This window comes from Halochromatium salexigens (assembly GCF_016653295.1).
Taxonomy (GTDB): domain Bacteria; phylum Pseudomonadota; class Gammaproteobacteria; order Chromatiales; family Chromatiaceae; genus Lamprobacter; species Lamprobacter salexigens.
Map to the genome: position 1 here is coordinate 1 of NZ_NHSF01000020.1, position 21,940 is coordinate 21,940.

Sequence of the window (21,940 nt, forward strand, 5' to 3'; positions counted from 1 at the left end):
TACGCTTTGCAGGATGACGAACAAACGGGTCAGGACGTCGCGGGCCGCTTTGCCATCAAAGATGTTGGCGGCATGCACGTAGACGACCAAGAGACAACCCATTGTATCGACTACAATATGGCGCTTACGGCCCTTGACGAGCTTGCCCCCATCAAAGCCAGACTCAATCGACGACTCAGGCGTGCCTTTGACGCTTTGGCTATCAATGATCGCGCCACTGGGATCTGGATTGCGATCTTCCTTTTGGCGCAGACGTGCGCGCAACGCAGCGTTGATCTGCTCGAGTAGTCCGCTATGCGTCCACTTATTATAGTAGTAATTAACAAGATGATAAGAAGGGAAGTCTTTTGGCAAATAACGCCATGGACATCCTGTTTTGTTTAGATAAAAGATCGCGTTCAGAATCTCGCGAAGATTTGATTCGCGCTTACGTCCTGTCTTATAGGGATCAAGCTCGTTGATGATTGGTTCAATGATAGCCCATTCTTCGTCTGACAAGTCACTTGGGTACCTTGCACGTGGATGAGCGCCGTCTGAAGTCATACCGGTTGCTCCGAATGAAAAGGGGTTTGGTCAAAAAATCGCCCCATGAGCCGTAAATTATGTATTATATATCAGATAGTTAGTTCCTGTACAGCGTCTTAGTGCACCGCAGCCCAGCTTGCCCCCTGCTTGACCTCGGGCACGGCCACCACGTCGCCAGCATCGGGAAACACATCGAGGAATCCCTGCACCATCGCATCCTGCAGGGCTTCGACGGCAGTCTCGGCATGGTCGAGGGGCACCTGCAGTGTGATCTCATCATGCACGGTATGGTAAAGCGCGGCATCGGTGCCGGTCAGGGCTTGGGGTAGTCTGCGCAGTGCGGACATGAGGACTTCGGCAGCACTGCCCTGTACCGGAATGTTCTGTGCTTCACCCCGCAGATACCCCTCCCCTTGGGCGTCGAAGTCTCGCACCAGCCCCAAGCGGGTGCGCACCTGCCGAAACTGTTGGGCTTGGGCCACCTGTTGCCGTTTCCACTGCTCAAGCTGCGGATAGGCCAACTGGAACCGCAGCAGGGCCTGCTTTGCATCGGCGCTGCTCATGGCTACCCCATAGTCCACCTGTGCCGTTCGCGCCAGCCCAGCAGGGCCTTGCCCAAACAGGTTGCCGAAGTTCACGGGCTTTGCGGCTTGGCGCTGCTGCGGTGTCACTTGCTCGGGGGCTACCCCGGCGATCGCGGCGGCGGTGCTGCGGTGCAGATCACCCCCTTTGCGGTACACGTCCAACATAGCCTGATCCCCGGAAAGCAGCGCGGCCACTACCAGTTCGATCTGTGAATAGTCGGCACTGACAAGCACCTTGCCAGGGGGTGCTGTGAACAGCTCTCGAAAGGTACCTTGCTTCGGGGCCTGTTGGGTATTGGGTTTGCTGGCAACAGCCCGGCCTGATCGAGTAAAGCCTAGGCTGAATTCAGGGTGCAGCTGATCGGTAACGGGGTGCCGGTGCTTGCAGTAGCTGCTGCCGTAGGTGCTCAGCAGCTTACTCACGGCCTTGTAGCGCAGCAGCGGCTGCACCATGGGCAGGTGCGCAAACAGGGCTAGGCTATCGGCATCGGTTTTCAGGCGGCCTGTTTTCTCGGTCTTCGGCCAGCGTTTCAGGGTGTCGGCATCCAGGCGCTGCTGTAGCCAGCTGCCCAGCTGCGGGCCACTGTTGGGCGAGACCTCGGGGCCTAGGTGTTCTTGCAGCTCCCCCTGCAGCCGGTCACGTTCCTGCTGCCAGGTGGCCTGCAGCGCGGCATGCCCGGCCCAATCGAAGCATTGCCCCTGCAGCTGCAGCCCGGCCAGTACCGGCAGCACATCGCACCATAGGGCGTACAGGCGGCGCTGATCGTTGCGCTCTACCTTCGGCAGCAGCTCGCGGGCAATGCGCACGGTTGCCAGGGCATCCAGGGCGGCATAGTGCAGCTGGTGCTCGGACAGCTCAGCCGTGCCCCAATCGCTTACCTGCTCGGTCTTGTCCATATCCACCTGCAGCACATCGGCTGAGACTTCAGCCAGCTTGCGCAGTCGGTGCGACAGCAGCCGGTCTAGCAGCATGCCATCATGCAAGCGCGGCACGGTCAGCCCGGCATGGGTCAGGTGCCGATACTCGAAGCTGCCGTTAAAGGTGGCCCATGGGGCGGCACTGAGCGGGGCTAGGGCATCGAGGGGCACCTGCTGCAGATCAAACAGGGCCACCCGGCCATCGAGGGCGGCCACCTGTAGCAGCCTGATCTCGGCAGTCTGCGGATCGAGGGCAGCCCCTGGGCGATCACGATAGGCGGCTGCAGGATAGGTTTCGATATCGACGCCAAGCACGGGTTCAGCGGCCAGCTGGGCGGCGCGGCGGGCGGCTTCGCTCGAATCGGTAACATAACGGATCAGGGTAGGGTCAAGCATCAACGTCGGGCCTGTGCTCGGGCTTATTATCAAAGTTTTTATATGTCATTCGTAGTGATAATAAGCGGCGTGAATAAGTCGCCTAATGGCACAAAACCGATTGCATGACAGCAGGTTGCTGAAAGCATAAAGGGGGTGCTATTGGGCATGGATGCTGTGCATGATCTGTGGATAAAAGGCGACTGATTTCGATCAACGGGTTATCCACAGGCTAACGCGGGCAGTTCTCCACCTGTTTTGCAGGGGCACCCTTGGCCCCATGGCGACACTGCACCCGTTTGGGGGCCATTGGGGGCCAAGGTCTGCAGGTGCTGGGGGCCATGTCGCCAGGGGGCCAGATAGTCCCCTTGGAGGTTAGGCATCATCAGGGCGTAGTTCGTAGCCCTTGCCATGCACCCGGACATAGCCCCGGCGCAGTAGCTCAGCCATCAGTTCACGCGCCAGCTGAGACTGCCCCCGCACCATGCGCGGCCCATCCTTGTACGTCTCTCGCAGACTGAATACCGTTTGCCCGGCAACAGTCAGGCGTTGCAGCATCCAATCATGCAGTTGCTTCGGCAGGGCCACCTCTCGGCGGTGCTCTACCAGCTTGGCGCTGATCCGTTGCCACTCGCCTAGATGCCAATCCATCAAGCGGGCGGCCCTGTCGATATGCCCCTGCTGCACCTGCCCGGCCCCTTCCAGGGCGGCCTGCACCCCGGCCAGTCGCAGCACCTGCTCAGGGGCCTTGTTCGCCACCTCTCGGATATCGCGGTACTCGCCTAGCAGGGCAGACTCATAGCGGTTGTGAACGCTGATCCAGCTCTCGAAAGCAACATCATCGAGGGGCAGGGCCTGGGGCTGCAGTTCACCCGTGACGAGGTTGATCTCGGGGGTACGCGCCAGCAGGGCATCAAGGGCCTGCTCGAAGCGGTGCAGCCGGTCATCCTCGGTGCGACGGCGATAGGGTCTGCTGCCAATGGTCGAGGGCGGAAACGCGGGCAGGCATCGGCTCAGGAATCCCTGCCCGGCCAAGGTGCGGCTGTCGAATAGCGCGGCGGCCACCTCGGGCTGCAGCATCATGCTCAGCGATAGGCGGCGGCCATACAGCGCGGTCGCTTCATCGAGGCTTGCCTTTGCTTCAGCATGAAAGCTGCCAGACCATAGCCCCGACAGCACAGCAGCGGTTGCCGTGTCCCTCCCCTCCCGCATGCTGTAGCCCCCGAGCCAAGCGGCGGCATCGCTGTTGGTCAAGGTCAGGGCGGGCCAGTGCATATCGAGGGTCTTGACTAACCCCTCGGTGGTGCAGCTGGTCAGCAGCCATGCAGGCTTGCGCGGGCGTGGCCCCGGATCAGGGGCATCTTTGCCCAGCTTGGCGGACTTCCAGGCTTCGAGGGCAGTCTGGTAGCGCACCATGGCTTCCTTCATGCGGATATAGATCAGCCGAAAGGCTTGTTCGTCGGTGCTGGTCTTGCGCTCCCCCGGCAGGGCCACCAGCACCAGCCAGAGACTGAGCGGGATGGTGCGGCCATCGCAGATCACGTTATAGCGTTCCTGCACCACGGCAGCAGCGGCGGCCCAGCAGGATTGCGCGGCCAGTGCCACGGGCACCTGCTGGCGCTCGGTCAGGGCTTGCACGGCAGGCTGCAGGATCGGCCCTAGGGCATCGAGGGGGTAGGCTTGGGCAGCAGCTGCGGCGGGATCGGTGCCTGTCTCGAATTCCAACAGCTCGGGCCAGTCTAACCCGGTGGCCCATGCGGTCGAGGGGCTGCTGGTGCCGGTGGCCTGCTCAGCCGATCGGCCCCCGAAGGTCAGCCCGGCGCAATCATCGGCAGCAGCCGTGCCCGGTGATTGCGGCACCTGCACCTGCTCGGCAGTCTGCCCCCCGAAGGTCAAGCCCAGATCGGCAGTGCCCTGCATGCCAACCTGCCACCATGTTTGCAGGCATGCAGCCAGATCATGCCCTAGCAGCTCGGCAGCACGGGGCCAGCCAGTGACGGGTTGTCCGGACTCGGCACGGTCGAGGGTGTCCTGCACGGCCCTAGCCCGGTCGCGGCGCTCGGGATCATCGGCCACCTGCAGCATGGCCACCAGTACCTGCTCAATCTCTGCTCGCGGCCAGCTGGCATGCCAACAGGCACCAGCCAGGGCGGCGGTCAGATCATGGCGGCTCCCTTCAAATTCGGCCCAATGTCGCACCAGCAGCGCGGCCCCGGCCACTCGGGCCACCTGCTGTTGCAGCTGATCGGCGCTGATCTCAGCCAGGGGGCCATCACTCGGGGCCTGTTTCCAGCGCAGCTGCTGCCCGGTCTTGTGGATCGAAGGCGGCACCACGGCCTGCTGCCCGGTCGCCAGTATCTCGATAATGCGGCGGCCCTGCTTCGAGGGGTGCAGTCGGGCGGGGGCATCAAAGGCGGTCTTGCCGATCCCCGGACAGCGCAGCAGGATATGGCGAAGCTGGAATACCCCGGCCTCATCATCGCGGCCATAGCACCAGCTCGCGGGTAGCAGCTTCGGGGCCAGCTGCCCGGCTTCGGTACAGTCCAGATCAACGTCCGCCAATTCAGCGGACGGGGCACCCAGCAGAGCCCCGAGATTGCACTGCCCGGCGAATTGACGCGGTATGTCATCCATCGAGGGCATGGTGGTCTGTTGCCAGGCGTTCGCAGTCGGGGCCTTGCCCTTGTGCTGCACCCGTAGCGGCACAATGCCTAGCTGCACTAGATCGGCGGCGGCTTGGGCGATCGGGGGCAAGGGTGCGGTGGTTTCGATAGCGAGGGCTTGCTGGTGCATATCAGCAGCCCCCTGGGCGGCGCGGGGCCACCCGGTCTAGAATGATAGTGCTCACGGGAATACCTCTCAGCAGCCTACCCCCGGTGCTCGCGGGGGCGGCTTGCATCAGTCTCGATTACCAGTCAATCGGCAGTTCAGCTTGGGCGGGCGTTGCGGCCTGCTCGGGCTGTTGCTGCGGTGCGGCGGCAGCTGGGGCCTGCTCGGCTTGCTGCGGTGCAGCTGGGGCAGGATCAGGGGCTGCTGGTGCGGTTGCAGCGGGCGGCTGCTGCGCTGGTGCCGGTATCGAGGGCGGTGCAGCCTGGGGCGGCTGAGGGGCTGCTGGCGCTGGGGCTTGCGGTGCTGGTGCAGCTTGTGCGAACGGATCAGCGGCAGCTGCTGGTGCTTGGGCGGCCCCGATCGGTACCCGTACCCGGATCGCGGGCACTACTTGCCCCTGAAACATGACGTTTTCGGGGTACAGCTCGATTTCACGGCCTGCCCATGCGGTGGTTTCGGTGCCGAAACTGGCGGCGATCAATAGCCCGTTCGTTTTGTTCAAGATCAGCTTTTTAGGCACCCCTCGGAATTGAAGGGCGGGCTTGATCTCGCCTTGGCCTAGCTGCTCAGGTTGGCAGGCTTCAATGGTCACTCTGCGCACCTGCCCCTGCAGATCGGCGGCTTTCAGGTAGTTCGATGGAAAGAGGGAATTGATATCCATCAGGCGGCTCCCCCTTCTTTCGAGAAACGGGAAAAGCTGTCCGACAATGCCCCCGCTAGATACTGTTCCCAAACAGCCGGGGCTAGGTTTATATCTGCAGACACGTCACCTGCACTAGCGGCAATCGTCGCTAAGGCGTTTTGAACAGCGGCATCCGCATTGGGCAGGTAATGCGCGGCCCACTGCTCTGCAGTCATCGGCCTAGGAATATCCGTATCCGTAGCGAACAGCACCTGATCGTCAGGTATCAAATCCAGCCCATCGAGGGGCGCATCATCGAGACTAATCGTGCCGTTTTCATCGTTGCGCAGCAGGGTAAGGGCAGGCACTCCCCCAGCTAGCACGGTGTAGAAGGGCGGAAGATCAGCCAACAGAGTGCGTAGCGCGGCTATGGTCAGATCAAGGTGCTGTTTCATTGTGCAGCCCCCTGCTGTTCCAGCCAGGCGATAAACCCGGCTTCGTTGACTAGCAGCTTGCGACCAAGGCGGCGGACATGCGGCTGCAGTCCGTTCTGATCGGCGCGGCGGACATAGTGCCGGATCGCATGGGCGGTCAGGGTCGGGGTTTTCGCGCCAGCATTCAGGCGCTCAGCTAGGGCGGGAATGCTGCGCCATGGTGACGGCAGCTCGGGCAGTTCATGCTGCACTCGGGCAGCTTCGAGGGTCGAAGGCATGGAAATGCTACCTCATGGTTCATGCGCGGCGCGGGGTTGCGCTGCGGTGCATGGGTAGCATCGAGATATTCGGGCACGGTCTGAAGCCATGCCCGGAAGCTGCCAGGTCTGCGCAAAGGGGGCAGTTTGCGCAGACCGTAGGCGCTAGACGTTATTCAGATAACCCCTGATCGTTCTCCATCCCTGACCTACAAGGCGCTGCTCTTTTGCATCGGTTGCAGCAGCATCCTTGCCCCCTTTACCGCCTAGTTCTTTCTCGTAGGTAGCGCGGTTTTCTCGATACCACTGCTGAATGAAAGCTCTGTCAGCATGGTTATCTTTGTGGCGTAGCTCTGCCATTTTTTTAGCTGCATTTTCTGCTGCTTTAATGTTGTGCATTACAGCAGCTAATACTATTTCATGGGCATGACAAAGTTCCTGCCAATGCTCGTTAGCAATATTCCCATCATCCAAGGTGCTCAGGTGGTCAAGGGCATGAACAGTTTCACAAAGGTATTTGACACACCTTCGTTCACGGTCATCTGAGAAAGAGCGGTGTAGCACGGTAGTATCAAATGTCTTTAGTTTGATCGGCGCATTTCCAGGAACCTGTACTAGGACATGAACACCTGTGATGGGCATTTTTCCCCGAGCATATTCTGTTATTGGTACAGCTTGCCCCCATTCGCGCCAAATCTGCTCTAATGCCTCGTAGAGCGTGCTTACACTCTGGTGTAATCCCGAAAGGTGCGGACCTTGGTTCATCCCTCACCCCCTGCCAGCTCAAGGCGGCGCTCGATCCGTTCCAGCCGATCGGCCAGCTTGTCGAGGGTCAGCTGCTGGCGGGCGTCGGTTTCATCCCCATAGGCCACTTCACGTTTGACGAGTCCCATGTTGCCTTCGAGGGCAGTCATGCGGTGCTTCAGCTCGGACACATCATCTGCGATCTGATCCACCCGGCCCCGGATATGGCGAAGGTGCTCTAGGATCAGGCTATCGAGGCTGCTGCTCATCCTTCACCCCCTGCCGTGCCCAGCAGACCATCAGCCATGTTGCGCACCAGTGCATGCGTATGCTGCTCGCTCAGGTGGGCATAGCGTTTGGTGGTGTTCGCGGACTTGTGGCCTAGGACGTTGCCGATTTCCAGCAGGCTTGCCCCGTTGCGGGCTAGGAAGCTGGCGCAGCTGTGGCGTAGATCGTGCCACCTGAAATGCTCGATCTTGGCGCGGCGCAGTGCGGTTTCCCATGGGGTGCGCAGCTGCAAGGGTTGCTTATCCGATACCCGGCTCGGGAACAGCAGCCCGTCATCGTTAAGCGGTGTCACCTTGCCCTGCTGGCGCTGCTTCTTGCGGGCCTGCAGTAGCGGCAGCACCTGGGCGGCGATCGGTAGGCTACGAATGCCCCCCTTGGTGCTGGTTTCGTTGTCCACCCGCACCTGCACCACCCCGGCCTGCAGATCAATATCCTTCCAGCGCAGATTCAGGATTTCGCCTTGCCGTGCCCCGGTGGTGATCGACAGCAGCACGGCCAGCAGCAGATCGGGGCTTTCAGATTCGTGGCAGGCGGCCAGCAGGCGCTGCAGCTCATCCTCGGACAGGTATCGAGTACCGGCGTTGTTCTCACTGCCCTTTGCCACCTGCTGAAGCGGCGAGACTTGCAGCCAGTGCCACTGCTTGACGCAAGCGGTCAGCACGGCCCCCAAGGTGGCAAGGTGTCGGTTGATGGTGGCAGGGCTTCGATAGCGGGGCGGCCCTGCTTTGTCGGCAGACTTGGCCTTGCTCGGGATCGAGGTAGTCGCAAGCAGATCACGGTGCTCGGCAATCTTGGCGGCGGTCAGCTCGGATAGGCGAAGGTGGCCTAGGTGCGGCTCCCAATAATCTAGATGCTGCTCATATTTGCGGGCAGTCTCGGGGCGCAGCTTGGGCAGGAATTCGGCGCGGTACTTCTTGATCGCATCGGCCAGCTTGTGCTGCTGGGCTTCGCTGATTAGCCCGGCGTTGCCTTCGTCTATCTGTGCTTCGTACTTGCGGCCCCAGCGTTCGGCAGCTGATCGGGTCTTGAAGCTGTGGGTAACGGTAGGGTGCCCCTGCTTGCGGACCTTCGCCTTGTAGACGGTGCCGGACTCGCGGGTTACTTTCTCAATGGTTGCCATGTGCTGCTCCGAACAGCAGGTGGTGACGGAAACAGCCTGGGGGTGCCACCCTGGGCTGTTTCGTTTTGCGCGTCAGTTCGCACTGCGGCGCATGGTGTCACCTTAGCATGGATTTACAGTGCACTGTCACCCATAGTGTCACCCATGGCGGGATTTAGCGGCTTCAGCCCCCGCTATTGCGGCAGGGTCTGGGGACTGAAAATCCCCGTGTCGGCAGTTCGATTCTGTCCCTGGGCACCATCTTCGATGATCAAACCAACTCAGGTGAAAGAAGCCTGATCAGGCTCCAGTTATTAATACGCGCGTTTAACCATTCGTTAATGCGCGTTTAACCACTCGCCGATCGCCGGGGTGACCTCTTTCTGCGCCTTGCCGCTGACATAGATGCCAATGTGGCCACCGGGGAAGGCGAGTTCGGTGTAGTCCTCGCTGCCGGTCAGACCATTGAGCGCCTTGGACGCATCCGGCGGCACCAGATGATCCTGCAGCGCGTAGATATTGAGCACCGGGCAGCGGATCTGTTTGAGGTCGACCGGGCGCTCGCCGACGCGCGTGGTGCCGTTGATGAAGGCGTTGCCCTGGTAGAAGTCCTTGATGAACTGGCGGAAGGTCTCGCCGGCCTGGTCGGGGCTGTCGAAGATCCATTGCTCCATGCGCAGGAAGTTCTTGGCCTTCTCGGGCTTGTCGAGCATGTCGACCATGTTGACGTACTTCTGGCCGGTGAGGCTGAATGGCTTCAGCGACAGGAAGGACCAGTTCAGCAGCTCGCCAGGGATGTTGCCCATGGTATCGACGGCGAGGTCGACATCGACATGCTGCACCCAGTTCGACAGCATGTTGTCCGGGGTCTTGAAGTCGACCGGGGTGACCATGGTGACCAGGTTGCGCACCTTGTCCGGATGCAGCGCGCTGTACATCAGGCTGAAGCTGCCGCCCTGGCAGATACCGAGGATGTTGACCTTGTAGACACCATGGGTGTGGCGGATGTGGTCGACGCAGCGATCGATGTAGCCGTTGATGTAGTCGTCGAGGGTCAGCGAGCGATCGGCCTGATCCGGGTAGCCCCAGTCGATCAGATAGACGTCCTGGCCGGTGGCGAGCAGGCCCTTGATGGTCGAGCGGTCTTCCTGGATGTCGGTCATGTAGGGGCGGTTGACCAGCGCGTAGACCACCAGCAGGGGCACCGCTTGCTGGGCGACTGCGGCCGGGCGCTGGTAGCGATAGAGCACCAGCTTGTCCTCGCGGTAGACCGCATCCTTGGGGCTGACGCCGCTGTCGATCTCGCCGGCATCGAGCAGGTTCTGCATGCCCTGACCGAGCTTGCGGCTGTAGTCGAGCATCTCCTCGCCGAGCTTGTCGGGGCGGATATCGATGGGAAACATGCGGCGGCGCTCCTCTGTAGATGGCTGACCCGGACCCGTCTTGGCGGTGTCCGTGGTGTGCTTGGGGATTGAATCGGTGGTGTTGGCCGTCGCCTCAGCTGGGGCGAGGCGGCGCAGCGCGTTACGGGCCGCTCCATCGGCCGCACCACTGGCCGGCGGACGCTGCATCAGCCTTCGCTGGACTTGGTGCTCGACTTGGCGGCCGTCTTCTTGCGGGCGCTGGTCTTCTTCGCCGCCCCCGTCGTGGCCGAGCCGGTGGTCGTCGCTGTGGTGGTCTTGGCGCCCGTGCCCGATCCGCTCGTGCTGGTGTCGCTGCTGGCCGGCGCGCCCGCTGGCAGGGTTGCGAGCCGCCGCTGGATCTGGTCGAGTTCCTGGCGCAACTGCTTGTTCTCACGGCGCGTCTCTTGCAGTCGATCCTGCAGGGTGCGCAGCTCGCTGCGAGTGGGCATGTTCATCGCGCCGAGCGACTCATCGACCATCACCGAGAGGCGCTGCTTGAGCGCCATCTGGGCGTTGATCAGACGGCCGTGCACACGCGAGTAGTCCGGCGTGATGACCTCATCGGCGTAGACCGCCTCGCAGCAGCCGACCCAGGTGTCGTAGAGGCCGCGGGCGGAGTCGATGGTCTCACCGGCCTCGGATTTCTGCTGCAGCGCATCGCGCAACCGGTGCAGGGCCTTGACGCCGAGCTGATTGAAGAAGCTGCTGTAGTCCTGAAAGGCGCGTTGGTAGTCGATACCGGCGCGCATCAGCTCTTGATACTGGGCCTGCTCCTCGCGCGAATAGCCGAGGCCGGGTGCCGAGAGCATCTGCTCGAGGCCTTCTTGCATCGGGCCGCGCATCATCCCGCTTGGCATGTTGCGCAGCAGGTCGCCGGGCATCATCGGCGAGAGCGATGACATCATCCGCTGCCAGGTGTCGAGCGGCATCTCCCAAAAGCCGAGCATCCGACGCAGGCTCTCATCCTGGTCAGCGCCGAGGCCGCTGAAACCTTTTTGCATCTGCTCGATGGTCTGGTTGAGCCAGTCCCAGGCGCGGGTGCTGTCACCGCCCTGACCGAGACCCGCGTCACCGAAACCCTTGGTGAACTGCTCGGCGAGTCCGAAATAGGCCTTGCCTTGGTCCATCAACCGCTGCATGAAGTCGCGCGCCGGGTCGCTGGCGGCCGGGGCGAAGGCCTTGCGCCACTGCTCCATCGCCGCCAGCCAGGGCGCCGATGCGCTGCTGTCGCTCTGGGCTCGGCCGCTGTCGAAGCCCATCGCCTGCTGGCCCATCTTGGCCAGTCCGTCCCAATAGTCGCGTTGCAGCTTGAGCCAGCTGTCGTCGAAGAATGCGTTTTGTGCCATCGTGCTTACCCCTGCCAGGGCCTCCTCAGATCGTGTGCGAACGAAGCTAGCATGGAAATTTGTGCACTGCAACAAAAGGCCGTAGACTCTGACGCCGCGCGCCGGATTGCACTCCCCCGAGCCAGCGTCACGCGTGCGCGACCCCTATGCATCACTCACAAACGCTTTATGATCCCTGGCTCGTGGTAGGGGGCTTGCCGCATGAGCCTGATCTTTTGTTGAGTCTTATCCTGAGGAGGATATCCCATGCCAGAGAATGTCGTGATCGTCGCCGCTGTGCGCACTCCAGTCGGAAACTTCGGTGGTAGCCTCGCCTCGCTGCCGGCAACAGCGCTGGGCACCACCGTGATCAAGGCGCTGCTGGACAAGACCGGACTCGATCCGGAACAGGTCGATGAGGTGATCCTCGGGCAGGTGCTGGCAGCCGGCGTCGGCCAGAATCCAGCGCGCCAGACCACGCTCAATGCCGGGCTGCCGCATAAGGTGCCGGCGATGACCATCAATAAGGTCTGCGGCAGCGGACTCAAGGCGGTGCATCTGGCGATGCAGGCGGTGGCTCTCGGCGAGGCCGAGGTGGTGATCGCCGGCGGTCAGGAGAGCATGAGCCAGTCGGCGCATGTGGTTCCCGGTTCGCGTCAGGGCCAGCGCATGGGCGACTGGAAGATGGTCGACACCATGCTCAGCGATGGCCTGATGGATGCCTTCAATCAGTGCCACATGGGCGTGACCGCCGAGAACATCGCCAAACACTACGGCTTCTCGCGCGATCTCCAAGATCAGTTCGCCGCCGCCTCGCAGCAGAAGACCGAGCAAGCGCAGGCCGCCAACCGCTTCGCCGATGAGATCGTGCCGGTCACCGTGCCGCAGCGCAAGGGCGATCCAGTGATCTTCGAGCGCGATGAGTTCCCGCGCGCGAATACCAGCGCCGAGACCCTCGGCAAATTGCGCCCGGCCTTCGATAAGGAAGGCACGGTGACCGCGGGTAACGCCTCCGGCGTCAACGATGGCGCCGCTGCGGTCATGGTGATGAGCGAGTCCAAGGCCAAGGCGCTCGGGCTGACCCCGCTGGCGCGGGTGGTCGCCTTCGCCAGCGCAGGCGTCGACCCGGCGATCATGGGCACCGGCCCGATCCCGGCCTCGACCCAGTGCTTGGAGAAGGCCGGCTGGACGGTCGCCGATCTGGACCTGATCGAGGCCAATGAGGCGTTTGCCGCGCAGGCGCTCTCGGTCAACCAGGAAATGGGCTGGGATGAGGACAAGGTCAACGTCAACGGTGGCGCGATCTCGATCGGCCATCCGATCGGCGCCTCCGGGGCCCGCGTGCTGGTGACCCTGCTGCACGAGATGCAGCGACGCGATGCGAAGAAGGGCCTAGCGACGCTCTGCATCGGCGGTGGCCAGGGAGTGGCCTTGGCGGTGGCGCGCGATTGATTCGACACGATCGCCGAGCTGTCCCAGCAAGCCGGCCGGCTTGTGAGCCGGTTGCTGGGCCGTTTTAGCGATATGCCGGGTGCATGCGTTGATCCCACACAGTTTGCGTGTCTTCGTGCTGGGCTACACTGACTCGATGAGTCAGTGACGCAGCAGGTTCATGCGATGACCGCCGAGCGCATCATCAAGAAATATCCGAATCGGCGCCTCTACGACACCGAGTTGAGCCGCTACATCACGTTAGCGGACGTGCGCGCGCTGGTGATGCAGGGCACGCCGTTTCGGGTCTTGGATACCGCCAACGATGCGGATCTCACCCGCTCGATCCTCCTGCAGATCATGCTCGAGGAGGAGACCGGCGGCGAGCCGCTGTTCAGCGCCAACATGCTCGCGCAGATCATCCGCTTCTATGGCGGCACCATGCAGGGGATGTTCGCGCACTATCTGGAGCAATCGCTCGAGGCCTTCGCGCGCCAGCAGCAGCATCTGGCCGAGGATCTCGGCACCAAACCCTTTGAACTCATGGGTCGGATGACCGAGCGCAACCTCGAACTGTGGGCCAATGCGCAGAAGGAGTTCCTGCGCGCGGCGGGTTTCGGGGAGACCAGTGCGCGCGAGGATTCCGATTCCACCGAGACGAGTTAACGCGTCAGGCTCATGAAGAGCTGTGGCAGGCGCTCGGGCAAGCGTTCGACACAATCGATCACGCTGTAGTGACGCCCGAAGATGGCGCCAACGTAATCATCGGCGAAGGGATCGAGGTTGATGCAGTAGCTGTAGATACCCGTCGCGTTGAGTTCTTGCACCGCCTTGCGGGCATCTTCGATCAGGCGTTGAGGGTCGGTCTCGTCGATATCCGCCGGCTCGCCGTCGCTTAAGATCAGCAACAGTTTCTTGTCGGCCTTGCGGTGTGACAGGCTGTGCCCGGCGTGGCGCAGAGCGGCGCCCATACGGGTCGACCAGCCCGCCTGCATGGCCGCCAGGCGTGCCTTGACATCCGTGCCCCAGGGTTCGCTGAAGCCCTTGATGTGCAGGTAACGCACCTCGTGGCGGCTGTTGGAGGAAAAGCCAGCGATGGCGAACTCGTCGCCGAGGGCCTCGATGGCCCAGCCGAGCAAGGCGACGGCGGCCTGGCTGAGTTCGAGGATGCTCTGGGAACAGCCCTCGGGCGTCTGGTTGATCGATTCGGAGAGATCGAGCAGCAGGGTGACGGCGATGTCGCGTCCATCGGTGCGATGGTGCATGTTGATGCGCGGGTCGGGCTGGCGGCCGGCACGCAAGTCGGTCAGAGCACGGATGGCGATGTCCAGATCCAGCTCGCTGCCGTCCTCCTGGTAGCGTTGGCGCACCGCGAGCTGTGGCTTGAGCCGCTCCAAGAGCTGGTGCAGGCGCTTGGCCAGACCGGCATGGTGGGCGAGCAGTTGGTCGATGGACGCCGCCTCTCCCGAGGGATGCAAGCTTTCATACAGACTGACCCAGTCGGGGCGGTAGTGCCGGCCCTGATAGTCCCATTCCGGATAATGGCGCGGGGGCAGACGGTCGGGCTCTTCGATGCTGCGGCGCGGCGGCTCGTCGAAGGACTCCTCCTCGTCGCCGGCTTCGATGTAGCGCCACAGATGGCGGTTGTCGTCGCGATAATCGACCTCGGTGTCGGTGAACCACACCTGGGGCGAGAGGTCGGACTGGCGGCGAGTGCGGGCGATGTAGGCGATGGCCAGCGCGGCGGCGTCCTCGGTGCCGTGGTTGGGTTGCGCCAGCAGCGCCTGGAAGCGTTCGAGGAACGCCAGCAGATCCGGGTTGCGGTAGCCGTGCTCGGGGTCGAGCACCGCGCGCGAGAACAGCGCCAGGCGGTGGCGGATGCAGGAGTGGCGGTCGGGATCGCAGGCGTCCTCGGCGGGCTGCGGGTGCAGCGCCAGCCACAGCGGGCGCAGGCCGGGATACGCCTGGATGGCCAGTTGCTCGACGCGGCAGTCCTCGAATACATCGATGGCCAGGCGTTGAAAAGGGCTGTAGTTGTCGGCGACGATCGAGCCGCTCCAACGCCGGTGGGCGGCGATGTGGGCGAGCAGGGCGCGATAGCGATCCAGGCCACTGATCCCGGCGCGCGCATCATAGGCGTCGGGCAGGCGGATGCCGAGGGCGTCGTAGTAGGGCTGCGGCTTGCGCAGCTGATCGAAGGCGGTGGAGTAGGGGATCAACAGATCGCCATCCTGCCATAGGGCGCGCAAATACAGTTCCAGCGGGCGTTCGTGATCGACCAGCAGGGTGCCGTGGCGTTCACGCTGGAGGATGGCGCGGCTGTCGGGGGATTGCAGGCTAAAGTAGTCTTTCTGTCGCTCCGGGTGGGTGAGAAAATGCTGCAAGCCGTAGTCGATCCAGCGGCGCAGCCCGCTCAGCGACAGCTCGCCGAGCAGTTGCGGCAGGCGTTCGAGCAACAGCGCCAGGCTGGGGCTGGGCAGAGTGGCCGATTGGTTGCCGTGGATCGAGGCGCTGGTACGCCGGGCGAAGTCCATCAGCAGATCGATGGTCAGCTCGAACAACTCATAGCTGCCCAGGCGTGCGGTCACCCCGGTGATGCTCTGCATGAACACCGGAATGGCGGCGCCATTGGGGGTGCGCGACAGACGCCAGACGCTGCGTGAGACCAGCTCCAGGCAGTCCTCACCGAGGCGCTCGGCGATGCGTGGCAGCTCCTGCAGGTAGATCAGCACGGGCTCGACGCCGCGTCCGATCATGCATACCAGGGAGGCGCCATCGAGATAGTCCGCCAGTCCCTGTTGCGAGAGTCGCGCCTCGGCATCGCGCAGGCAGTCGGCGAGGATCGGCTCGATCTGCGGGAAATTGCACGCCAGCCGGGCGCGATAGGCCGACAGGCGGAGGTCTTCGTCGGTCATCGGCGGGAGCGGCTGCAGCCGTGATCAGTCGGCGCCGAACACGGCGTCGATGGCGTGATAGAGGGTATCGCGGATCTCGGCATCGTCGGTGATCGGATCGACCAGCGCCATGCGGCAGGCCAGACGTGGCGCGATGGCGCGCTTGATCAGGCGCGCGGCATAGACCAGCAGCCGGGTGGAGATGCCTTCATCGAGGCCATGGCCCTTGAGGTTGCGCGCCGTCTCGGCGATCTTGACCAATTGCCGTGCCTGCTCCTGGGGCAGGCCAGTCTCGCGGACGATGATCCCGGCTTCGGTGTCATGATCGGCATAGTCGAAGTGCAGCGCGGCAAAACGCTGCTTGGTCGACTGCTTGAGATCCTTCATCAGCGACTGATAGCCGGGATTGTAGGAAATCACCAGTTGGAAGTCGGCATGCGCCTCGACCAGCTCGCCCTTCTTGTCCAGTGGCAGGGTGCGGCGATGATCGGTGAGCGGATGGATCACCACCGTGGTGTCCTGGCGTGCCTCGACGATCTCATCGAGGTAGCAGATCGCGCCGATGCGCGCGGCGGTGGTCAGGGGGCCGTCGAGCCAATGCGTGCCATTGGCATCGAGCAGATAGCGCCCGACCAGGTCGGAGGCGGTCATGTCCTCGTTGCAAGCGACGGTGATCAGCGGGCGCCCCAGCGTCCAGGCCATGTACTCGACGAAGCGCGATTTGCCGCAGCCAGTCGGCCCCTTGATCATCACCGGCAGGCGCTCATCCCAGGCCGCCTGGTAGAGCGCAACCTCCTGTGCCAGCGGCTGGTAGAAGGGCTCTCGTTGGATGAGGTACTGGTCGTGTTCGGCCATTGTTGGTGGTGAGCGGTGAGTGATCGAGTGGGCCTTGGCTGTGCGCGCGTTCGTCCCTGTCAACAAAGGCCCCCGTTGGTGCGGGGGCATCCATCGGGTTGCTCGAGCGCTTACTTATGCGCTGCGGCACCCAGTTTGTCGCGCCAGCCGGGGTAGATGGCATCGGCATCGTGCGGGAAGGACTCGAAGGCGCGGGCGAACTCCTTGTGCTCACGCGCCCACTCGATGGGATCGGCGCCGGCCTTCCAGCATTCATAGGCCTGGCGCAGCGACAGGGCGCCGGCGGCCGGGCTGTCGATGTGGCCGTAGGAGCCGCCACCGGCGGTGTTGATCACGTTGCCGTGGCCGAGGTTCTCGAAGAAGCCCGGCAGGCGCAGGGCGTTCATGCCGCCGGAGATGATCGGGGTGGTGGGCTTCATGCCGAACCATTCCTGGTGATAGGCCGGGCCGGTGTAGCTGTCGCGCTCGATGATGTAGGCGATGTTGCGATCATCCTTGCTGCCTTCCATCTTGCCATAGCCCATGGTGCCGACATGGATGCCCGAGGCGCCCTGCAAACGTGCCATCTTGGCCAGCACATAGGCGGTGTAGCCGCGCTTGGAATTGGGCGAGGTCACGGCGCCATGACCAGCGCGGTGATAGTGCAGGTATTGACCCGGATACTGGCGACGGGCGGTGGTCACCATGCCGGGGCCACCGACATAGCCATCGACCAGGAAGGCCACCTTGTCGGCATCGGGGCCGAAGGCCTCCAGAATGAAGTCGGCACGCGCGCACATCTCGAAATGATCATCGGCGGTGATATTGGCCGAGAACAGCTTGGCCTCGCCGGTCTCGTCCATCGCCCGCTTCATGGAATCATAGACCAGCGGATAGACCTTCCTGGCCGGGCAGAACACTTGGTTGCCCTGGGGCTCATCGTTCTTGATGAAATCGCCCCCGAGCCAGAACTGATAGGCCGCAGCCGCGAAGGGCTCCGGGCGCAGACCGAGCTTGGGCTTGATGATGGTGCCGGCGATGTAGCCGCCATCGACCACCGGGCGGCCGAGCATGCGCCACATGTCGGAGATGTCCTTGGCCGGGCCGTCGAACAGCTGGATGGCACGCGGCGGCATGTAGAAGTCATACATCTGGGCGTGCGCGATGTCGCCCATGCCCTGATTGTTGCCGATGGTCAGGGTCAGGAAGGAGACCAGCATCATGCGCCCGTCGGTCATGTTGCGATCGAACAGATCGATCGGATAGGCGATGCGCATCTCCTCGGTCGCCTCGTCGATCTGATAGACGATGGCGTCAAAGTTCTTGGTGTAATCGTCGGTGGTGGAGACCTCGACATTGGTGCCGGTGGAAGACTCGGCGGCGAAGTGGGCCGCGGCTTCCAGGTAACCGTAGCCGGTTTGCGGCTTCATCTTGTAGGCGCACAGAATATGCTTGCCGCCGGCGATCAGGTCGTCTTCGCGCAGGCTGAGATCGGCATAACGGACGGATTGGTCAAGTGCCATCGGGGGTGTCTTCCTCAGTGTTGTCATTCGTGTCAGCGGCGGCCGCAGGTGGCGGCACGCGGCTTGAGCGTCTTTGCGCTGCATCTGGACCGGTCGACGCATGATGCGGTCTCCCAAGGCCGGACCATCAGCGACTCGCATCAGGGTACCCCTAATACACGGATAAAACCCCTGGAATTGTCTATGCGGTCGATCGCTTATTCCTTATTGGTTGTGTGTGTTACTCGGGTTTAGCACGCTGTAGAGGATCAGCGTGAGCGGTCGCGCCGCATCATGCTGCAGTGCAGCATTTTTCGTCTCAATGGTCTTGACAGAGGGCGGAAGCGGTACTATTGTGCACTGCAACAAATGCTGCACTGCACAAACCGGAGCACTGCGATGAACCTGAATGACAACATGAAGACCCTGAACGACCTCACCAACAACAGCGTTGAGCGGATGACCGCGCTGGGCGAGCTGAACATGAAGGTCGCCGAGCGCATGGCGACCCGTCAGATGGACCTGTTCGGCCGTTGGATGGAGCAGGGCACCAAGCTGATGCGCGCGGCCACCGAGGCGCGCGGCTACAGCGATCTGTACAAGACCCAGGTCGACATGACCAAGGAAGCCAGCGAGCAGATGATGGCCGAGTCCAAGACCAGCCTGCAGTTGGCGACCGAGACCCGTGACGAGTACCGCGCCTGGTTCGAGGCCACGATGGCCGAGATGCGCAAGGGCGGCGGTCTGGTCGAGGCAACGGCCAAGGCCTGAAGGGCAAGCCTCGGGATCGAGCCGCAGGCGCTGGGCGACCCCGAACCCTTGGGTGCGTCCAGCGACGTCTTGGCTCCATCGTCGCTCGCCACAGACTCGGGAATGACGACTATGACTGACTCAAACAAACCGGCTGGCCGGGTGGCCTTGGTCACCGGCGGCATTGGCGGCATTGGCACCGCCATCTGCCGACGCCTGGCGCAAGAGGGCTGGCGCGTGGTGGCCAATCATCACCCCTCCGAGCAGGAGGCCGCGCAGGCCTGGCGCAACGATCTGACGGGCGAAGGGCTGAGTGTCGATACCATCGCCGCCGATGTCTCCGATTTCGAGGATTGCGGGCGGATGATCGCCGCCATCAAGGCCGATCAGGGGCCGGTCTCGGCGCTGGTCAACTGCGCGGGCATCACCCGCGACAAGACCTTCAAGAAGATGGACGAGGCGCAGTGGCGCGCGGTCATCGATGTCAACCTCAACAGCGTGTTCAACGTCACCCGCCAGGTCTGGGACGACATGCTCGAGGCCGGCTTCGGGCGCGTGGTCAACATCTCCTCGGTCAACGGTCAGCGCGGCCAGTTCGGCCAGGCCAACTATGCCGCGGCCAAGGCCGGCATGCACGGCATCACCATGACGCTGGCGCAGGAAGGCGCGGCGAAGGGCGTCACCGCGAACACCGTCTCGCCTGGTTACGTCGAAACACCGATGACCTTGGCGATGCGCGATGACGTGCGCGAGGCGATCGTCGCCAGCGTACCGATGCGCCGCATGGGGCGTCCGGAAGAGATCGCAAGCGCGGTCGCATTCTTGCTCGATGAGGCTAACGGTTATGTCACCGGCGCCAACCTGCCGGTCAATGGTGGCCTGTTCATGCACTGACGCCGCTAGGCGCTCACTGTGGCAAATCCTGATCGGCTGCATGGGCAGCCGGTCGGTTCAGTGTCCTCCTCGTCTCTCTCCCAAGAGACAGTTCGGCCCGGCATTCCCCCTGCCGGGCCTTTTTTATGCGCCGCTCTTCACCAGGGGATCGGTTCGCCGTGACGGAAGAAGCCACCGCTCGGGCCATCAGCGGGCAGGGTCGCGGCCCAGAGGATGCCCTTGACGCCCTCCTCGATGCTCAGGTGCGCATTCGACCCACCCATCTCGGTGCGGACCCAGCCCGGGCAGACCGAATTGATCTTGATGCCGCTGTCGGCGCCAAGTTCGTCGGCAAAGATGCGGGTCACCGCGTTCAGCGCGGTCTTCGACAGCCGATAAGCAGGGCAAAAGCCATTCATGTCGCTGAGCTGGCCCATCCCGGACGCGATGTTGACGATCCGCCCCTCGCTGTTCATCAGCGGGATCAACAGTTGGCACAGGCGCAGGGCGGCGAGCGTGTTGGTCTCGAAGGCGCGCCGCATCGGCTCGAGATCGGCCTGCAGGATGCTCGATTGGGGATCACCGGGCGCGGGGTCGGGAAAGATGCCGGCGTTATTGACCAGCACGTCCAAGCGTCCGAACTCCTGCTGAATGCGGTCGCGGAGCCCGAGGCGTGAGGTCTCGTCGGTGACGTCCAACAGATCGAAACTCACGGTCAGCCCTTCCTGGACAAGCGCATCGACGGCCGCCTGGCCTTCTGCTCCGCGTCTTGCGCCGAGCACGACCCGGTAGCCTTGCTGAGCGAGTTGGCGGCAGGTCTCGTAGCCAAGGCCACGGTAGGCGCCGGTGACGATGGCGACGGGTTGATCGGGCATGGGTCAGTCCTCCGGATAAGGGTGGGTCTTGGCGCTGGCGGTCTTGGGCCGCGCCCGGGTGCGAGGCGTGCTTGCCGACACTGCCTGCGACAGTGCACCATATCGTCTTTCCTGTATAGGGTACTGCACGCATCCATCATGAAGAGGTGTCAGGTGAAAAGCTATCAAGCCGGTTTTACGTTGATCGAACTGATGATCGTTGTGGCCATTATCGGCATCTTGGTAGCGATAGCGGTCCCTTCTTATCAAGGCATCCAAAAGTCTTCCGCAGAAAAAGCCTGTCTGGCTGAGGCTTCAGCCTATGCGAAGTCGCAGCTTGCTAATAAAACGCTTGATTCTGGTTATACGTTCGAGGCCCCTGAAAAAAGCGCATGTGAAACAATTTCCACCCCATCAGGTATCGGTGGTGATGATACGATTACTGCAACCCCTAAATCTCCTGGGGAACTGAATATAACTTGTGACATGGATACAGGTAATTGCTCATTGGACGCTGCTGCTGCTGATAGTAATAATACGAACAGCGCTAATAGTAATTGAAAACCTTTTATTGCCAAGGGTGTTTCATCGATCACTGATCGTGCAGCCCCGCTTACCAGCATCAGCCTGAATCGGCGGCGTTTCCGTCTTGGTTGCCATCTTTGTCTTCACTCAACCGGCCGCTCCCATCATGCCTCTGCAGGGTCGTCTCCGGTGGCAGTCCGGTTTCACCGCGCTCGCGCAAGTGGAGCGCGGCCTTGGCCATGAGGTGGGCGCTGACCGGGGCGGTGATGAACAGGAAGACGGCGACCAAGACTTCGTGCAATGAGATCCCTGGCATTGTCCAGCTAAAGAAGATCGCCGAGGCGATGAGCAGGCTGCCGACGCCAAGCGTGGTGGCCTTGGTTGGCGTGTGCAGCCGCTCATAGAAATCGCGCAGGCGCACGAGGCCGATCGAACCCAGACAGGTAAAGGCGGCGCCGATGAGGATCAGCACCGCGATCAGCGATTCCATCAACAGATCCATGGTTTGGCTCCTATTCGATGATATCGCCACGGGTGAGGAATTTGGCCAGGGCGACAGTACCAACAAAACCGAACAACGCGATCAGCAGTGCGGCCTCGAAGTAGAGGCTGCTGGCGAGTTTGATATCGAGCAGCACCAGCAACGCGATCGTATTCACATAGAGGGTATCCAACGCCAGGATGCGATCTGGCTTGTCCGGCCCGACGATCAGCCGCCAGAGCGATAACAACACCGCAGCGGTCACCAGCAGGAAGCCGATCATGAGTGCTGAGTTCAGGATCAAACCGGTTTCGGTCAAGTCGCTCATCACCTCATCTCCATTGACTCTGGGCTTGCATCACTGGGCTCGCAGCATGCGGCGTGGCGCCTCGA

At 62.5% G+C, this 21,940-nt stretch carries 22 protein-coding genes; 5 read left to right on the top strand and 17 right to left on the bottom strand.

The window, feature by feature from the left end; all coding sequences use genetic code 11:
* From CCR82_RS03560 to phaE, 11 genes are all read right to left on the bottom strand, one after another.
* Window positions 1–543 (bottom strand): IS5 family transposase (locus tag CCR82_RS03560; protein WP_201244005.1); only part of this gene is annotated, 543 nt, incomplete at its 3' end.
* A gap of 98 nt (window positions 544–641) precedes the next feature.
* Window positions 642–2,423, bottom strand: coding sequence for a DNA polymerase (locus tag CCR82_RS03565; protein WP_201244007.1), 1,782 nt, complete (start codon window positions 2,421–2,423; stop codon window positions 642–644).
* Window positions 2,424–2,777: 354 nt separating this feature from the next.
* Window positions 2,778–5,195 carry a DUF3987 domain-containing protein gene (locus CCR82_RS03570; protein WP_201244008.1) on the bottom strand — a complete coding sequence of 806 codons (2,418 nt, stop codon included), beginning with the start codon at window positions 5,193–5,195 and terminating at the stop codon, window positions 2,778–2,780.
* A 115-nt stretch (window positions 5,196–5,310) separates the two neighbouring features.
* Window positions 5,311–5,892 (bottom strand): hypothetical protein, encoded by a 582-nt coding sequence (locus CCR82_RS03575; RefSeq protein WP_201244010.1) that lies wholly within the window; start codon window positions 5,890–5,892, stop codon window positions 5,311–5,313.
* Complete coding sequence (locus tag CCR82_RS03580; protein WP_201244012.1) at window positions 5,892–6,308, bottom strand: hypothetical protein; 417 nt, start codon at window positions 6,306–6,308, stop codon at window positions 5,892–5,894. Before CCR82_RS03580 ends, CCR82_RS03575 begins: the two co-directional genes overlap by 1 nt.
* Window positions 6,305–6,565, bottom strand: coding sequence for a hypothetical protein (locus CCR82_RS03585; protein ID WP_201244014.1), 261 nt, complete (start codon window positions 6,563–6,565; stop codon window positions 6,305–6,307). The genes CCR82_RS03580 and CCR82_RS03585 overlap by 4 nt, the downstream gene beginning before the upstream one ends.
* 144 nt (window positions 6,566–6,709) lie before the next feature.
* Complete coding sequence (locus CCR82_RS03590) at window positions 6,710–7,309, bottom strand: hypothetical protein (RefSeq protein WP_201244016.1); 600 nt, start codon at window positions 7,307–7,309, stop codon at window positions 6,710–6,712.
* Window positions 7,306–7,557 (bottom strand): hypothetical protein, encoded by a 252-nt coding sequence (locus CCR82_RS03595; RefSeq protein ID WP_201244018.1) that lies wholly within the window; start codon window positions 7,555–7,557, stop codon window positions 7,306–7,308. The genes CCR82_RS03590 and CCR82_RS03595 overlap by 4 nt, the downstream gene beginning before the upstream one ends.
* Window positions 7,554–8,696 carry a tyrosine-type recombinase/integrase gene (locus CCR82_RS03600; RefSeq protein ID WP_201244020.1) on the bottom strand — a complete coding sequence of 381 codons (1,143 nt, stop codon included), beginning with the start codon at window positions 8,694–8,696 and terminating at the stop codon, window positions 7,554–7,556. The genes CCR82_RS03595 and CCR82_RS03600 overlap by 4 nt, the downstream gene beginning before the upstream one ends.
* A gap of 317 nt (window positions 8,697–9,013) precedes the next feature.
* Entirely contained in the window at window positions 9,014–10,078 is a 1,065-nt protein-coding gene (locus tag CCR82_RS03605) for a class III poly(R)-hydroxyalkanoic acid synthase subunit PhaC (protein ID WP_201244092.1), read from the bottom strand.
* A gap of 167 nt (window positions 10,079–10,245) precedes the next feature.
* Window positions 10,246–11,424: a class III poly(R)-hydroxyalkanoic acid synthase subunit PhaE gene (gene phaE / locus CCR82_RS03610; RefSeq protein WP_201244022.1), complete on the bottom strand. Its 1,179-nt coding sequence runs from the start codon at window positions 11,422–11,424 to the stop codon at window positions 10,246–10,248.
* A 246-nt stretch (window positions 11,425–11,670) separates the two neighbouring features.
* Here phaE and CCR82_RS03615 point away from each other — a divergent pair, with 246 nt between their 5' ends.
* Both CCR82_RS03615 and phaR read left to right on the top strand, forming a co-directional pair.
* A complete protein-coding gene (locus CCR82_RS03615) occupies window positions 11,671–12,855 on the top strand; it encodes an acetyl-CoA C-acetyltransferase (RefSeq protein ID WP_201244024.1) in 1,185 nt (394 codons plus the stop codon).
* A gap of 165 nt (window positions 12,856–13,020) precedes the next feature.
* Entirely contained in the window at window positions 13,021–13,500 is a 480-nt protein-coding gene (gene phaR / locus CCR82_RS03620; RefSeq protein WP_201244093.1) for a polyhydroxyalkanoate synthesis repressor PhaR, read from the top strand.
* Here phaR and CCR82_RS03625 read toward each other — a convergent pair.
* From CCR82_RS03625 to CCR82_RS03635, 3 genes are all read right to left on the bottom strand, one after another.
* A complete protein-coding gene (locus CCR82_RS03625; protein WP_201244026.1) occupies window positions 13,497–15,749 on the bottom strand; it encodes a nitric oxide reductase activation protein NorD in 2,253 nt (750 codons plus the stop codon). The two genes, phaR and CCR82_RS03625, sit on opposite strands and share 4 nt — an antisense overlap.
* A 24-nt stretch (window positions 15,750–15,773) precedes the next feature.
* Entirely contained in the window at window positions 15,774–16,583 is an 810-nt protein-coding gene (locus tag CCR82_RS03630; protein ID WP_201244028.1) for a CbbQ/NirQ/NorQ/GpvN family protein, read from the bottom strand.
* A 110-nt stretch (window positions 16,584–16,693) separates the two neighbouring features.
* Window positions 16,694–18,085, bottom strand: a complete 1,392-nt coding sequence (locus CCR82_RS03635; RefSeq protein ID WP_201244030.1) for a ribulose-bisphosphate carboxylase — start codon at window positions 18,083–18,085, stop codon at window positions 16,694–16,696.
* A gap of 378 nt (window positions 18,086–18,463) precedes the next feature.
* Here CCR82_RS03635 and CCR82_RS03640 point away from each other — a divergent pair, with 378 nt between their 5' ends.
* Together CCR82_RS03640 and phbB are read left to right on the top strand one after the other, a co-directional pair.
* Window positions 18,464–18,835: a phasin family protein gene (locus CCR82_RS03640; protein WP_201244032.1), complete on the top strand. Its 372-nt coding sequence runs from the start codon at window positions 18,464–18,466 to the stop codon at window positions 18,833–18,835.
* 111 nt (window positions 18,836–18,946) lie between these two features.
* On the top strand, window positions 18,947–19,708 hold the full coding sequence (gene phbB / locus CCR82_RS03645; RefSeq protein ID WP_201244034.1) for an acetoacetyl-CoA reductase: 762 nt from the start codon (window positions 18,947–18,949) through the stop codon (window positions 19,706–19,708).
* A 137-nt stretch (window positions 19,709–19,845) separates the two neighbouring features.
* Here the strand turns inward: phbB and CCR82_RS03650 are convergent, their stop codons facing one another.
* Entirely contained in the window at window positions 19,846–20,562 is a 717-nt protein-coding gene (locus CCR82_RS03650; protein ID WP_201244039.1) for an SDR family oxidoreductase, read from the bottom strand.
* Between the two features lie 138 nt (window positions 20,563–20,700).
* Between CCR82_RS03650 and CCR82_RS19260 the strand changes: the two genes are divergently transcribed.
* Window positions 20,701–21,102, top strand: coding sequence for a type IV pilin protein (locus tag CCR82_RS19260; protein ID WP_420827309.1), 402 nt, complete (start codon window positions 20,701–20,703; stop codon window positions 21,100–21,102).
* A gap of 61 nt (window positions 21,103–21,163) precedes the next feature.
* Here the strand turns inward: CCR82_RS19260 and CCR82_RS03660 are convergent, their stop codons facing one another.
* Both CCR82_RS03660 and CCR82_RS03665 read right to left on the bottom strand, forming a co-directional pair.
* Window positions 21,164–21,568, bottom strand: a complete 405-nt coding sequence (locus CCR82_RS03660; RefSeq protein WP_201244041.1) for a Na+/H+ antiporter subunit G — start codon at window positions 21,566–21,568, stop codon at window positions 21,164–21,166.
* 10 nt (window positions 21,569–21,578) lie between these two features.
* Window positions 21,579–21,875 (bottom strand): K+/H+ antiporter subunit F, encoded by a 297-nt coding sequence (locus CCR82_RS03665; protein ID WP_207190911.1) that lies wholly within the window; start codon window positions 21,873–21,875, stop codon window positions 21,579–21,581.
* Window positions 21,876–21,940 lie beyond the last annotated feature (65 nt).